The sequence below is a fragment of the Bifidobacterium ruminantium DSM 6489 genome (assembly GCF_000770925.1).
GTDB classification, from domain to species: domain Bacteria; phylum Actinomycetota; class Actinomycetes; order Actinomycetales; family Bifidobacteriaceae; genus Bifidobacterium; species Bifidobacterium ruminantium.
On the sequence record NZ_JDTK01000001.1, the window covers coordinates 1 to 14,224 of the forward strand.

Annotated in this window: 16 protein-coding genes and 1 riboswitch; of the genes, 14 read left to right on the forward strand and 2 right to left on the reverse strand. The window is 58.5% G+C overall.

The annotated features are described in order from the left end of the window. Positions 1–1,649, reverse strand: a 1,649-nt coding sequence (locus OU26_RS00005) for an AMP-dependent synthetase/ligase (RefSeq protein ID WP_033498747.1), incomplete at its 3' end; no start/stop codon positions are given. Positions 1,650–1,885: 236 nt separating this feature from the next. Between OU26_RS00005 and OU26_RS00010 the strand changes: the two genes are divergently transcribed. The 6 genes from OU26_RS00010 (at position 1,886) to OU26_RS00035 (ending at position 8,716) form a co-directional block, all read left to right on the forward strand. After that, positions 1,886–3,031: an NAD(P) transhydrogenase subunit alpha gene (locus OU26_RS00010; protein WP_026645867.1), complete on the forward strand. Its 1,146-nt coding sequence runs from the start codon at positions 1,886–1,888 to the stop codon at positions 3,029–3,031. Positions 3,032–3,033: 2 nt separating this feature from the next. Beyond that, positions 3,034–3,339: an NAD(P) transhydrogenase subunit alpha part 2 gene (locus tag OU26_RS00015; protein WP_026645868.1), complete on the forward strand. Its 306-nt coding sequence runs from the start codon at positions 3,034–3,036 to the stop codon at positions 3,337–3,339. Then, positions 3,340–4,785 carry an NAD(P)(+) transhydrogenase (Re/Si-specific) subunit beta gene (locus OU26_RS00020; protein WP_033498750.1) on the forward strand — a complete coding sequence of 482 codons (1,446 nt, stop codon included), beginning with the start codon at positions 3,340–3,342 and terminating at the stop codon, positions 4,783–4,785. It begins immediately after the preceding gene. Between the two features lie 206 nt (positions 4,786–4,991). Then, a complete protein-coding gene (locus OU26_RS00025; RefSeq protein WP_033498751.1) occupies positions 4,992–6,359 on the forward strand; it encodes a hypothetical protein in 1,368 nt (455 codons plus the stop codon). Between the two features lie 177 nt (positions 6,360–6,536). After that, the gene (locus tag OU26_RS00030; RefSeq protein WP_237743770.1) at positions 6,537–7,859 is read left to right on the forward strand and encodes an MATE family efflux transporter; all 1,323 of its coding nucleotides are present in this window, start codon (positions 6,537–6,539) and stop codon (positions 7,857–7,859) included. Beyond that, positions 7,856–8,716, forward strand: coding sequence for a MerR family transcriptional regulator (locus OU26_RS00035; RefSeq protein WP_033498753.1), 861 nt, complete (start codon positions 7,856–7,858; stop codon positions 8,714–8,716). Before OU26_RS00030 ends, OU26_RS00035 begins: the two co-directional genes overlap by 4 nt. Positions 8,717–8,739: 23 nt before the next feature. Here the strand turns inward: OU26_RS00035 and OU26_RS00040 are convergent, their stop codons facing one another. Beyond that, the gene (locus OU26_RS00040; RefSeq protein WP_026645873.1) at positions 8,740–9,138 is read right to left on the reverse strand and encodes an aldo/keto reductase; all 399 of its coding nucleotides are present in this window, start codon (positions 9,136–9,138) and stop codon (positions 8,740–8,742) included. 365 nt (positions 9,139–9,503) lie between these two features. On the opposite strand from OU26_RS00040, the gene OU26_RS00045 reads away from it, so the two are divergent. The 8 genes from OU26_RS00045 (at position 9,504) to OU26_RS00075 (ending at position 14,144) form a co-directional block, all read left to right on the forward strand. Then, a complete protein-coding gene (locus OU26_RS00045) occupies positions 9,504–9,911 on the forward strand; it encodes a cupin domain-containing protein (protein ID WP_026645874.1) in 408 nt (135 codons plus the stop codon). 16 nt (positions 9,912–9,927) lie between these two features. Continuing rightward, the gene (locus OU26_RS00050; RefSeq protein WP_236836204.1) at positions 9,928–10,227 is read left to right on the forward strand and encodes a helix-turn-helix domain-containing protein; all 300 of its coding nucleotides are present in this window, start codon (positions 9,928–9,930) and stop codon (positions 10,225–10,227) included. Then, positions 10,224–10,838, forward strand: a complete 615-nt coding sequence (locus OU26_RS10665) for an MFS transporter (protein WP_288267834.1) — start codon at positions 10,224–10,226, stop codon at positions 10,836–10,838. The genes OU26_RS00050 and OU26_RS10665 overlap by 4 nt, the downstream gene beginning before the upstream one ends. Beyond that, a complete protein-coding gene (locus tag OU26_RS10670; RefSeq protein WP_337588534.1) occupies positions 10,766–11,599 on the forward strand; it encodes an MFS transporter in 834 nt (277 codons plus the stop codon). Before OU26_RS10665 ends, OU26_RS10670 begins: the two co-directional genes overlap by 73 nt. Before the next feature lie 59 nt (positions 11,600–11,658). Beyond that, a riboswitch (Fluoride riboswitch) is annotated at positions 11,659–11,736 on the forward strand. Positions 11,737–11,830: 94 nt separating this feature from the next. After that, positions 11,831–12,286, forward strand: a complete 456-nt coding sequence (locus OU26_RS00060) for a FluC/FEX family fluoride channel (RefSeq protein ID WP_033498793.1) — start codon at positions 11,831–11,833, stop codon at positions 12,284–12,286. After that, positions 12,286–12,660: a fluoride efflux transporter FluC gene (locus OU26_RS00065; protein ID WP_026645876.1), complete on the forward strand. Its 375-nt coding sequence runs from the start codon at positions 12,286–12,288 to the stop codon at positions 12,658–12,660. Before OU26_RS00060 ends, OU26_RS00065 begins: the two co-directional genes overlap by 1 nt. Positions 12,661–12,840: 180 nt before the next feature. After that, positions 12,841–13,458 carry an MptD family putative ECF transporter S component gene (locus tag OU26_RS00070; RefSeq protein WP_026645877.1) on the forward strand — a complete coding sequence of 206 codons (618 nt, stop codon included), beginning with the start codon at positions 12,841–12,843 and terminating at the stop codon, positions 13,456–13,458. Between the two features lie 32 nt (positions 13,459–13,490). After that, positions 13,491–14,144, forward strand: coding sequence for an energy-coupling factor transporter transmembrane component T (locus OU26_RS00075; RefSeq protein WP_237743771.1), 654 nt, complete (start codon positions 13,491–13,493; stop codon positions 14,142–14,144). Positions 14,145–14,224 lie beyond the last annotated feature (80 nt).

Here is a 14,224-nt window from a genome sequence, read left to right on the forward strand (position 1 = left end):
GAGACGTTCTTGCCGCCGGCTGTGATGATGAGATCCTTCTTGCGGCCGATGATGTACAGGAATCCGTCGTCGTCGATCCGTCCCAGATCCCCGGTCCTGTACCAGCCATCCTCCGTGAACGAATCCTCAGTGGCCTCATCGTTCTTATGGTACTTCGGGAACACCGACGCGCCCTTGACCTGAATCTCACTGTCCTCGGCGATACGAAGCGTGAAACCGGGGAACGCGATGCCGACCGAACCCTGATGATACGGCACGCCCAACACGTTGAACGCGCACGGCGCGGTCGTCTCGGTCAGGCCGTAGCCCTCGTAGACGGGGACGCCCGCGCCGCGGAAGAACGCCAGAAGCTCCGGATCGAGCGGGGCGCCTCCCGCGACAATCCACTTGGCACGTCCGCCAAGCACCTCACGCAATGCGGCATAGACCATCGGTTCGAAGGCCGCGCGGCGAGCCTTGGTGATCACACTGGCCTTGCCCTTGACGCTGACCTCCTTCATATAGTTCTGCGCGGCGACCACCGCCGCTGCAAACGCGACGCCCTTGGCGCCATGTCCGGCCTTCTGCGAAGCCGCGTTGTACACCTTCTCCAGCACACGCGGAACCACGATCATCACCGAGGGCTTCGCGATCTGCAGATCGGAAATGAGAGTCTTGATGCCCTGGGCGATATAGATGTGCAGGTTGCTTGCCACGCAGATGTAGTTGATGGCGCGGGCGAAGGAATGCGCCTGCGGCAGAAACAGCAGAACCGTGTTCTTCTTGTCATTCAGCAGTTCGGGCATATAGTCGGGCAGATTGAACGCGGTCGCGCAATAGTGCTCGTGCGTCATCTCCACACCCTTCGGCGCGGCAGTCGATCCGGAAGTGTACACGATGGAGCACAGGTCGGTCTTCTTCACAGTGGCGATGCGGGCGTCGAGCTGCTCGTCGCTCACGCCCGAACCGTACGCCTTGATCTCCTCAAGTCCTCCGGTCTCGAAGCAGACGATATGCTCCAAGGTCGGGCATTCGGTTTCGGCGCCGTCCGACTTCTCCTTCATGTCCGTGGTCTCCACGACCAGCAGCCGCGCGTCGGAGTTGTTGACGATGTTGCGGATCTGCTCGGCGGAATCGGTGTCGTAGATGGTGGCGAGCACTCCGCCGCAGGCCATGACGGCCGCGTCGAACACGTCCCAGGCATAGGAAGTGCGGCACATGAACGCCACGCCGTCGCCCTTCTTCAGTCCGTAGTGCAGCAGACCCTTCGCGACGGAACGGATGTCGGCGAGCGTCTCGTTGGCGGTTTTCGTGACCCAATCGCCGTCCTGCTTGTAGGTGTACAGCGGCTCATCGCCCATGCGTTCGGCGCGATCGGCGTAGATGTCGTAGATGGTGGTGCCCTCATCGAGTGGGGGGTTGCCTTCGGTCTTCGTAGTCAGCAGACCGGTTTCCGGGTCGAGGAACGTGGTGGACGGATAACCTGGCCCCCATTCGGTGGTGTGCGGTAGCTCGATATGGCCGTCGGGGGAGAGGATGTTGTCCGGATCGTTGTAATCCGGAGTGTTTCCGGAATCGTCGCTGACTGGATGCACGAAATCGTTTCCCAGGCGCAGTGCCTTCTTCGCGAGATTGGTGGCCTGTTTGTTCAACGAGGTGATGATGGACACGTGACTCTCCTACACATATAAACAGTATCTAAGGAAGGAATGATAGCCCGTTGCGTCCGACACGTCACCTTACGGTAGCGTAAGGTGACGCGCCTTATATAACGGTTTTCGATGTGTGGTGGAAAGTTCCTAGATTCGAAAGATGAACGATTGCGCGTATGGCAGCGTCACGTACGTTACACTTGAGCGCTGTATCTGTTCATTTAGATTTCTTTAATGAGGAAGAAAGGGCACCTATGGCTGAAAAAGCTGAAGCCACCGTGGTCTTCGGAGTTCTCAATGAGACTTCCGAGCACGAGTCCCGTGTTGCTCTGACACCGGATATCGTAACGAGGTTGCGTAAATCGGGCGTTGCATGCCTGATTGAATCCGGTGCGGGCGCCGCTTCGCATTACGTCGATGAGGATTACATGAAGGCGGGCGCGCAGGTCGTCTCCGCCGATGATGTGATCGCCCGCGCCGACGTGCTTGGATTCGTCGATTGTCCGGACAAGGATTTGCTCGCCCGCGTCAAGCGGGGCACGTGGATCATCGGCATGCTGGGATCATTCACCGATGCCGATTACGTCGCCGCGATCGAGAAGGCCGGTCTGATCGGTGTGGCCATGGAGAAGCTGCCACGCCAGCTGAGCTCCGCTCAATCCATGGACGAGATGACGTCGCAGAATTCCGTGATGGGCTACAAGGCCGCCATCGTGGCAGCCAACGCCTACGGATCCTTCCTGCCGATGATGACCACCGCGGCCGGCACCATCCGACCGGCCAAGGTGCTCATCCTGGGCGCGGGCATCGCCGGCCTGCAGGCCATCGGCACGGCCAAGCGTCTCGGAGCGGTCGTCACCGCGTACGACGTTCGCCCGGCCTCCAAGGGTGAAGTCGAGTCTCTGGGCGCCAAATTCCTGGATCTTGGTCTGGACTTCTCCAAGGGGCAGGGCGAGGGCGGCTATGCCCGCGCGCTGAGCGCCGAGGAACAGGCCCAGCAGCAGGCTGCGGTCGATCAGAAGGCCGCCGGCTTCGACATCGTCATCACTACCGCCAAGGTGCCGGGACGCAAGCCTCCGGTCCTTCTGACCAAGGCCGGAGTCGCCGGTCTGCACCGTGGCGCAGTGATCGTCGACTGCGCCGCCAGCGATCTCGGAGGCAATGTCGAGGGCTCCACCGTCGGAACTCAGGTCACCGACAACGGCGTGACCCTCATCGGCGCCCCGTATCTGGCCAGTGGCGTGTCCACCACCGCGTCCAATCTGTTGAGCCGCAACGTGGCCGACGTGCTGGCGCATTTCGTCCGCGACGGCAAGCTCGCCGTCGATCTGAACGAGGAGCTTGACAACGCCATGGTCGTGGCAGGCCGTGGCGAGGAAGCCAAGAAGGAGGAGAAGTAGGCATGGATATCGTCGTTGCGATCACACTGTTCATCCTCGCGCTGCTCATCGGCGTGGAGGTCATCGGCAAGGTGCCAGCCACCCTGCACACCCCATTGATGTCCGGCGCGAATTCCATCCACGGCATCGTCATCGCCGGCGTCGTCATCGTCGCCGCCCATGCGACCAGCCCGCTCGCCTGGGTGTTCATCTTCCTGGCCGCAGTGCTGGGCACGATGAACGTCGTCGGCGGCTATGTCGTCACCGACCGCATGCTGGAGATGTTCAAGTCCGATAAGGGCAAGAAGAAGGAAGAGGAGGCCAAGTAAATGGGTACCCTGGCCGAAATGCTGAGCACGCCGCTCGGCGTCATCGAATGGTTCGTCTACCTGCTGGCCGCAGTGATGTTCGTCATCGGCCTGCACCTGATGAATTCGCCGAAGACCGCCCGCAAGGGCAACATGGTCTCCGCCATCGGCATGATCTTCGCCGTGGCCATGGCCTTCATCGTGCTGTTCGCCGGTGAGATCTCCAACGGTTTCAAACACTCCGTCGCCGTCGTGGTGCTGATCGTCAGCATCGTCATCGGCGCTGTAGCGGGCGTGGTCTCCGCCAAGAAGGTCAAGATGACCGACATGCCGCAGCTCGTCTCCGTGTTCAACACCGTAGGCGGTGGCGCGGCTGCGCTTGTTGCTCTGAACGACATTCTGACATCCGCCGAAACTCCGTCCATTGTGGTGCTCATCACTGCTGGACTGGGCATTATGATCGGCTCCGTCACCTTCTCCGGTTCGCTTATCGCGGCCGGCAAGCTGCAGGGTATCAAGTGGGTCAAGAGGCTGAGCTTGCCTGGCAAGGGCTTCTGGAACATCCTGTTCGTCGTACTCACTGTCGCATCCTTCGTGATGCTGTGCGTGCAGCCGAACCAGCGTCTGCTGTGGTCGGTCCTGACCACCGTGTTCGCCCTGTGCTACGGTCTTGTGTTCGTCATCCCGATTGGCGGAGCGGATATGCCGGTTGTCATTTCCGTGTTGAACGCCTGCACCGGAACCGCCGTGGCCATGTCAGGCCTGGCCATCAACAATATCGCCCTGATCGTTGCCGGCGCGCTCGTCGGTGCCGCTGGCGTGACCCTGTCCATCGCCATGTCCAAGGCTATGAACCGTCCGCTGCTGTCCGTCTTGGCTGGTGGCTTCGGCGGCTCCAATTCTGCGGCGGGCGCCGGAGAGGGGCCGGAGGGCACCATGAAGGAGACCTCCGCCGACGATCTGGCCGTCCAGCTTGTATACGCCGAAAAGGTTATCTTCGTGCCGGGCTTCGGTCTTGCCCAGGCTCAGGCGCAGCGTGAGCTCGCTGACCTTGGCACCCTGCTCAAGGACCATGGTGTCGAAGTCTCCTACGCCATCCATCCGGTGGCAGGCCGTATGCCTGGCCATATGAACGTGCTACTCGCCGAGGCCAACGTCCCGTATGAGGAGCTCGTCGACCTGGATGACATCAATCCGCAGTTCCCGCAGTCCAACGTGGCTCTGGTGGTCGGCGCCAACGACGTGACCAATCCGGCTGCCCGCAAGCCGGGCACCCCGGTTTCCGGCATGCCGATTCTCGACGTCGACAAGGCGCAGAACGTGGTGGTCATGAAGCGTGGCCGTGGCACCGGTTATGCCGGCATCCAGAACGAGCTGTACTTCGAAGACAACACGCAGATGCTGTTTGGTGACGCCAAGGCGAGTCTGCAGGCCGTCATCGCAGCGGTCAAGGAACTCATCAACTGACGGACCGGCTCGTCGCCTACGCGAAGATCAGGCCCTTCCTCTTTTTGGAGGAAGGGTCTTTTGTTATTGCGCAAGTTGTCCACAGACAGGTATGGGGGTGTGGATAGGTGGAAATTGTCCACTTATCCACTTTTTTCAAAGGATTGTGACGGAGAGGTGGACGGATATGCGACAGTAGGTGCATCTCTACGACGAAGGAGTTGCATATGACAGTTGCCGTGGCCACGCCATTCAATATGGACGAACAGGCTTTCCTGCAAACGATGGATCGGCTGATCGAGCGCTTCGACCGGTACAGCTCGGGGCGTTGCTTCGCGGACCTTGATCGGATACGTCTCGAACACGATATGGAAGGTCCGCTTTCCCTGTTCGATGACGTGGTGCACGAGCTTGCGGATGACTTGTTCGGCGGCACGTCATGGCCGGTGAACCTCGACATGGATATGATCATATTGGATCGGTTCCAAATAGGCTATGATGCCGAATTCCTGACCGGATGCCGCAATGTGGTTCGTAAATACGGCATGAGCGCATGGCTGTATGAAATGATTAATGATGCTTCCGTCGCGGTGGCGACGCATCGGCCGAGCAACAGGATGCCGTTCCAGCTTGGTCTGTTCGATACACGTGAGGTGTTCCGAAGGAAAAAGACCAAGGGGAAGAAGAGCGGAGGCGGAAGAAGGAAACGGCTCGAATGCATGATGGAATACCTGCGACAGACCTACCGTCTGGCCGCATACACTCTGTTGCGATGGGGAGGGGGCGAGCCTAGGGCCGCTGATGCGGCGCTGATGGTTCTCGCTTATGGGGGATTGGGTATGTGTATGCTCCGCGATGATCCGAAAGTGGTCGAATTGGGATGTGATCCCGATTTCCGATACAGGCATGTATGCGCCCAGTTGCAGGATATGCGGATCAAGGCGGATCTGGAATATGCCTGTTCCGTGGATCTAAGCGTCACCAGCTCATTGGAATATCCGGCTTGCCTCGATGCCAGATATCTGTATGACGCCGAACACATTGTGGAGGCATATCGGAATCTGTGGGATGAGAACACTAAGCCCGTCGCCCAACTACTGGCCGAGATCGAGGACAATGGCGTATATGAAGTGGAGTATATATGGAAAGACCCGCTCTATCTGCATGACCTTGCCATCTCCCTTATGGGGCCGTCGGCTTCGGGTCTTCTCCAGGAAGGCTTCAGACTGCGTGATCGAACCATGTTCGAGAATGGTGTCAAAGAACTTGACGGCCAGGCACGCAATGTGAGGAAGGCTGGTCTGCTGCTTACCCTTGCCGGATATATCTTTTTCGCCGAACCGGAGGATCGCATGGATGCGATGCTCGCTTCGCACAAGGATCGCAAACGCATGTTGGACAACTATGAAAAGCTTGGCGAAATGGCCGCGACCATCGCCTTGTACCGTCTTCCTCGGGATCGCGAATCGCTTCGGGCAGTGCGGGCCCTGCTCATGCATGAGACGGGCGTGTACGCGGACAAGATGGGAGAGCTCATGGATCTCGCCGACGAGCCGGACGGGGAAGACGAAGCCACCGCTCCGGTCATGGGGTGAAAGACGAAGCCACCGCTCCGGTCATGGGGTGAAAGACGGTTTTCCGCATATTGGACATGACAATGCTTTGGGATTGACTCTACAACCATTGTAAGGTTTAGCCTTCCTGCTGGAAGACATAGGCCGAAACGGGAGGATAAGAGACAACCCATGGGAAAGAACCTGACAACGGGAAGCGTGTTCAGAACGATCGTCACCTTCGCGTTGCCGTATCTGCTGTCGTATTTCCTGCAGACGCTGTACGGCATGGCCGATCTGTTCGTCGCCGGACAGTTCATCGGCATCGACGGCATCACCGCGGTGGCGAACGGCAGCCAGGTGCTGTACATGCTCACCGTGGTCATCGTGGGTCTTGCCATGGGCGCGACCGTCACCATCGGCCGTGCGGTCGGCGCGAACAGGCTCGACCGTGCGGCCAAGGCCATCGGCAACGTCATCACGCTGTTCGCAGGAATCGCGTTGGCGCTGACGGTCGTTCTGCTGTTGAACGTGCACAACATCATCTCGCTGATCGGCGTGCCAGTCGAAGCCGTCGAGGGAACCGCGCAGTATCTGACCATCTGCTATATCGGCATCCCGTTCATCGTCGCGTACAACATTATCAGCTCGGTGTTCCGTGGGATGGGCGATTCGAAAAGCCCCATGTATTTCATTGCGGTTGCATGCTTCTGCAACATCGTGTTCGACTACCTGTTTATGGGCTGGCTGCGTCTTGGTCCCTCGGGCGCGGCATTGGGCACCACACTGGCGCAGGCCATCAGTGTGACCGTGACATTGGTGGCGATTCGCCGCCGGCGTACGGGCATCAGACTGAAGTTCGGCGATCTTCGCCCCGATAGGGCCATGCTCCGCGGCATTCTCGGCATCGGAGTGCCGACGGCGGTTCAGGACGGCTGCATCCAGATCGCCTTCATCATCATCACGGTCATCGCCAACTACCGTGGCCTGAACGATGCGGCAGCTGTCGGCGTCGTCGAAAAGGTGATCAGCGCGTTGTTCCTGGTACCGTCGTCCATGCTGGCCACGGTATCCGCCGTCTCGGCGCAGAACATCGGTGCCGGCAGGATGGAGCGAGCGACGAAGACACTGCGATACGCCACCGCGATCACCGTCGTCTACGGCATCGTCATATCGATTGTGGTGGAACTGACGGCGGGCTCCATCGTCGGCCTGTTCACCACCGATGCGACGGTAATCCTGCTGGGAACACAGTACATCCGCAGCTACATCGTCGACAGCATCTTCGCGGGCATCCACTTCTGCTTCAGCGGCTTCTTCGCCGCATGCGGGCGCTCCTATATCGGATTCATCCACAATATCGTGGCCATCACCCTGGTCCGTGTGCCCGGGGCGTATCTGGCATCCAAGCTGTTCCCGAACACCTTGTTCCCCATGGGCGTCGCCGCACCCGCCGGATCGCTGCTTTCCGTGCTGATCTGTCTTGGCTTCTACGCGTGGCTCAAGCGTCACGGCGTAATTTCGGAGAAGGCGCGTGCATGACGGCGAGTGAGCGAAGTGGAGGGCGCGGCGCTTTGCCGGGTGACGGCAGACTGTTCCGTATAGGCAAGGTTGCAGATATGTTCAATGTGTCGCTGGGCACGCTTCGGCATTATGAGCGTTGCGGCTTGCTGGAACCCGAATATATCGACCCGCGCACCGGGTACCGGTATTACGGTGCCAAGCAGTTCGAGGTGCTGAACACCATTCGGTACCTGCGTGTGCTGGATATGCCGTTGACGCAGATAGCCGAGTTCCTGCACAATCGCGACGTGCATGTCATCGAGGACAAGCTTGTTGCACAGAAAGCCCTGATCGAGCGCAAACAGCATGGGCTGGAAATGGTCTCGCGGAAGATCGACCATCGCTTGGAGCGGCTGCGGGACGCTGAGCAGTCCGAATTCGACGTGATACGTGTTGTGCGGCAACCCGCCTGCAGGATCGTCTGGATCAGGGATTCACCGAAGGTCGACTCGTATCTCGGCCTGGAATATTCGATCCGCAAGCTGGAGCAGCATCAGAAGGATTCGCTGGTCTTCCTCGGCAAGGTCGGCGTCGGTATTGACAAGGAATCGTTGGAACAGGGCGGATATGCCGATTACGGGTTGGTGTTCCTATTGCTTGACGACGAGGACGAATATGAGGGCGACACCGTGGCATTGCCGGAGACCGATTGCGTGCGCATCCGGTTCCGGGGGAGTCATGGCGATGCCCCCGACCGGTACCGCGAGCTGATGCGGTACACCGCAGAGCAGGGTCTCGACATCACCGGGTTCTCACGTGAGATCGCGTTGATCGATGAAGGGTTGACATCGGATCCCGCCCAGTTCGTGACCGAGATCTGCATCCCGGTGCGCTAGCCACTTTTCGGCGACGTGTGGCGCTACTTGGCTTTCTCCTTCAGGGTCGGCGCAAGGGTGCCGGCCAGCGCGCGCTCGCCCGGCCTGGCCAATGGGCCGACCAGTTCATGTGCCGTGTACGGCTCCTCAAGATAGGCGATGTCGGATTCGCTGAGTTTTACTCCAAGTGCTTCGATGACGTCATCCACGCGCTCCGTCTTCGAGCAGCCGACGATCGGTGCCGTGACGTTCTTGGCCCAATGCCAGGCGAGGGCGATCCGCGCCATCGGCGCGCCGAGCCGTTCCGCGAGCCCGTGCACGCGTTCGATGATCGGCATATCCTGCGCACGTGCCTGATCGTACTTGTTGCGCATGGTGCCGTCGGTGGTGCCGCGTTTGGAATCGGAATCCCAGGACGGATGGGTCAGATGGCCGGACGCCATGGGGAGTATGGGGTGAGCGCCATGTTGTACTGACGGCTGTTCGGTGGCGTCGGCATCGATGGTCCACTGATGGAATTACGGGGAGGTCTTGCCGAAACTCATACCGCCAAGGCAGACCTTGGAAACTTGGATGCCGGACCATCCCGGTGGGGCGTAGCTCATGTCAGTCATACTGAAGCTCTTCTGCCGTTGATGTTCGGAAGGTCAGCATATCCCGTTTCGATTGGCAGAGCCAACACTTCGCATGAATGGTTTGATATGCAATCGGCGCATGGAACGATATGCCATACTCACATTGGACATTCTTTTTCGCCGGGCGTTGAATAGGGGACGGTACAGAGCATAAATGAAAGGACGGGTCGACAATGGAAAATCCGAGCGCATTCCCGATGGGAGAACCGAACGACGGCTTCGCGCAGTACTTCGTGGGACAGAGCTACCTTGCTCCGGTGCTCGAGACTCCGCAGATTGCCATCCATAACGTGACCTTCGAGCCGGGTTGCCGCAACAACTGGCACATCCATCACAACGCGGCGCAGGTACTCATCGCGGTCGGCGGTCGCGGCTACTACCAGATCGAGGGACAGGAGCCAAAGGAGCTCAAGGCCGGGCAGGCCGTCTGCATCCCCGCGGATACGAAGCACTGGCATGGCGCCGCCCCCGGCGAATCATTCTCGCATCTAGCCTTCATGGTCCCTGCGGGCGATCCGGCATCCATGAGCAACGAATGGCTCGAGCCGGTGGATGCCGAAGCCTACGGCAAACTTGCCTGAGGTCTGTTGTTCTTATATGGAGGGCCATCCTGCAAAAGTGGGATGGCCCTTCACCCAGCGTCTTGAACTACTGAGGTCCACAGGGTATGTCACACAGCATGCCGATTCGAAAGATCGTCGTCGTCGACTGGTCGGCTTGACCGATGAAGGACATGCGTTCCTCGCCCACGTAACCGCTAGCCAAACAACTTGGCTGGCGCATGCCATCGAATATGCATTGGATGACGGCGAGCGCGGGGACCTCGCCGCTGCGACCACATTGATCGAACGCATCGCCGCCACGGAATCGCTGCCGACGGGAGGCGACACGCGATGAAGACGGCTGATAAGACAAGAGAAACTCCCGCGTTTCCCAAGACCTTCATCATGGCGATGATATTTGGGGTCGGTCTCAACCCTGTCAACAGCACGCTTATCTCGACGGCGCTCGCACCGATTTCACATGATTTGCGGATTGATGCCGGAAGGGCGACCCTGCTGATATCTGCGCTGTACCTGACATGTGCCATCGCGCAGCCGACGGCGGGCAAGCTTTCTGAGATCATTGGTCCTCGCTCGGTGTTCATGGCCGGTGCGGCATTGGTCATGATTGGAGGACTACTGGGTGGTTTCGCTCCGAATCTCGGCGTGCTGCTGACGTCGCGTGTGCTTATTGGTGCGGGCACATCCTGTGGCTATCCTGCTGCCATGCTGCTGGTTCGCAGACGGGCCGATCGCATGGGATTGGCGGAACCGCCTTCGTTGGTCCTTTCCATTCTCGCTATGGTGGGACTGGTGCTCATCGCTGTCGGTCCACCGTTGGGCGGCCTGTTGGTCACCTTTTGGGATGGCGCTCCACCCTCTTCGTCAACGTGTTGGTCGGCATCATCACGATTGTGCTGGGATTGGCAAGCATCGAGCCCGATGCGAAGCATGAACATCGCATGACCGTATCCTTCTTCATCGCGCATCTCGATGTCATGGGTCTGTTGCTATTCTCCATCACAATCAGCGCGCTGCTGATTGTTCTTATGAGTTTGCCTACTTTCGACAAGGTGTCCGGTTGCGTCACTGTCATCGCTTTGTTGGCTTTTGTCGCGTGGGAGTTGCATGCGGCGACGCCTTTTGTCGATGTGCGTTCACTCGCGGCGGATAGTGCGATGACGTTGAATTTTCTGCGTGCGATGCTCACCATGCTTGGCGCTTATGTGGTCATGTACGCCTTGCCTCAGTGGCTGGAGGATGCCTGCCATATGAACGCCGGTGTTTCCGGCATGTTCATCATTCCGATGGGGGTGGTGGCGACAGTGGCTTCGCTATCCATCGCGAAGAAGCCGATAGTGCGCTTGCCGTTGATGGTGTGCTGTTCGGCAATGGTGGCGGTGGGCATGTTGTTGGCTTGCACGTCATCCGCTGGCATGGTCGTATTGCCGTTGACCGCCTCCGCTGTCGCGGGACTGGTGTTGGGACTCAGCATGTCGACCAGTCAGACCGTGCTATATCGCCGAGCGGCATCCGAGCATATTGGCACGTCGTCTGGTCTGCTGCGCACGTCCATCTATATCGGGTCTATCGGTGCGTCCTCATTGAGTGGCGTGTTCTTTGGTGAGACGGTCACTGATGGAGGGCTCCACGGCATTGGCATCACAGTTGCGGTTTTGGGGGTCGCCGCGCTATTGGCGACGATTATGGATCGTACGTTGCGGTAGTCCGGGGAAGTTGTCCGCATCGTGAATGATGGTACGGACGGCCTCGCGTGCCGGATATACTGGACTGCGGTGATGGGACTCGCCTGAAGCCGTTACGGGCTTCGAACCGCAAACCCGCTGATAGTTCCTACGACATAGGGTGTGCTGTACCTTATGGCATTCAGCGGTTGTGGCATCGCCATTCTTCCATGTCTGTCATATTGGTTCGGCACCTCGCTGGAAAGAAGATACATGGCACGACAACATATCATTCGAGTCGATCTCATATGCGTGGTGTTCCTTGGAGGATGCATCGGAACCGCATTACGCTACGCTTGTTCGGTCATTCCCGACTGCGGCGCATTCCATATCGGCACATTCGCGGCGAATATGGCCGCCTGCTTCGTATACGCGGCGCTTTCGGCATGGCTGGGAGGAACCCGCAGAATCGTGGGGCGCGCGAAGGAATATGTGAACCGTGGATGTGGCATGGGCATGTGTGGAGGATTGTCCACCATGTCCACTCTCGCCCTCGAGGAATTCACTATGCTGCATGACGGCAAAGCCATGGATTGTGCGGCATATTGTTGCACGACCTTCATCGTGGGCTGTCTGCTGGCATACGTTGGCGCGCATGTCGGGCTGCGGTTTGCCGGTGCCGAGCATAACGATGGTGATCGCCATGCCATGGGCAAGGAGGCGGACTGATGAATAATGCGGTCATCGCCGTATCGGTGTGCCTGTGTGGTGGTCTCGGCGCCGCCGCAAGGTATGTTTGTGATTCCGTTATCAAAGCTTCTTGGCATAAGGCATTTCCTTTGTCGACCTTTGTGATCAACAGTATTGCCGGATTCCTGGCAGGCGTGATTGCAGGTCTGTACTCACGCCGGTTTCTGTCGGATCCCGCGCATGTGATGTTGGCGACCGGCTTCCTTGGTGGATTCTCCACATTCTCCACCATGATGAACGAATCCGTGACGTTGCTGCGCGGCGGGCGGATCGCCGTGTTCGTGGGATATGTGCTGACGTCGGTGGTGGTTCCTGTGATGGCCGCCGCGTTGGGATATTGCCTCGTCGTCTGAGGCTGGAGCGAGGACGTTGACTCGGGGCGTCGTTTCATTGTCTCTGGGTATGGATGGTTTATGGATTACCGCGACGCGGATTGGATAGTTTCCATGAAAACGAGGAAAAAACTATTGTCTTTTCCGTGTTTCCTCGATACATTGGTGGCTGGCCGCCCATGACAATCGAAAGAACTGATCATGACGCAGCAGGGCATGTCGACCAAGTCGAGGCATCTGACCATTCCCGATCTCATCACGATAGGTGTGTTCACTGCCTTGTATTTCGTGTTGGTCGCCATGGCCACGCTGTTCAGTTCAGTGGCTTTGATGGGATTCGGCATGATTCTTCTGCCTGCGGTCGCCGCATTGATCTGTGGTTGCGTATATATGCTCCTGGTTGCCAAGGTTGGAAAATTCGGCGCGATTAGCGTGATGGGCATCGTCGTCGGATTGTTCTTGTTCGTATCCGGACATTTCATCCTTTCCCTTGCTGCGAGCATCGTGTTTCCGGTCATCGCTGATGCCATCGCTCGCGCCGGGGACTATCGGAGCAAGACAGGTATCCTGGCGAGTTATGTCGTGTTCTGCTATGGGCTGACCGGTCCGATTCTGCCGTTGTGGTTCATGAAGGATGCCTATGTGGCCAGTCTGCAGGCCCGTGGCAAGGACTCGTCCTATATCGATGGTGTGTTCGCACATGTCAATACCGGCACGTTTTTCATTGCCATGATAGCGGTACTGGTATGTGCGTTGCTCGGAGGCTGGCTTGGGCAGCGTATGCTGAAGAAGCATTTTGCGAAGACCGGCATCATCTGATGGCCCTGGACCCAAGAACCAAACTGTACCTAGTGGCATTGGCCAACCTGCTGCTGTTCTTCCATGTCGACGTGGTTGTGGAGTCGCTTACGGTGTTGCTGCTTCTTCTGCCACTGCTCGGCGCGGGACGATGGGCGGCTGCGGTACGCTCCGGTTGCATCTATGTATTGCTACTAGTGGGGACTTGGGCATCGACGCTTGACGATGGCAGCAGCTGGTTGCATATGCTTGGTTTGCTTTGTGTCGGCATCCGGATGATGATGCCTTGTCTGATTGCCGGCATATACGCATTCACCACGACTACGGCCAGTCAATTCGTGTGTGTCCTGCGGCGCATGCGCATTCCGGAGACGATTGTGATTCCATGTGTGGTGTGCATCCGGTTCTTCCCGACAATCCATGACGATTACCATCAGATTCGTGACGCGATGGCATTACGTGGCATCGCCCAGGGGACATTCGCCCTGCTCCGTCATCCGGCTCAGTCTTTGGAATACATCCTGATGCCGTTGTTGATGAACGCTACGGGGGTCACCCAGGATTTGTCCGTAGCCGCACTGACCAAAGGAATCGGCATTCGCGGGCCTCATACATGTCATACCGAAATCCGCATGCATGGCATTGATTGGGCATGGATGGTCATCTGCACGGTTCCTCTGGCATTGGGCATTGGAGGAGCATGGTGAGTATCGGAAGTGATATCAATCGGACAGTCGCATGGACGCAACGGTGCTCATTCGCATATCATGCTGATGAAGCTGCTGAG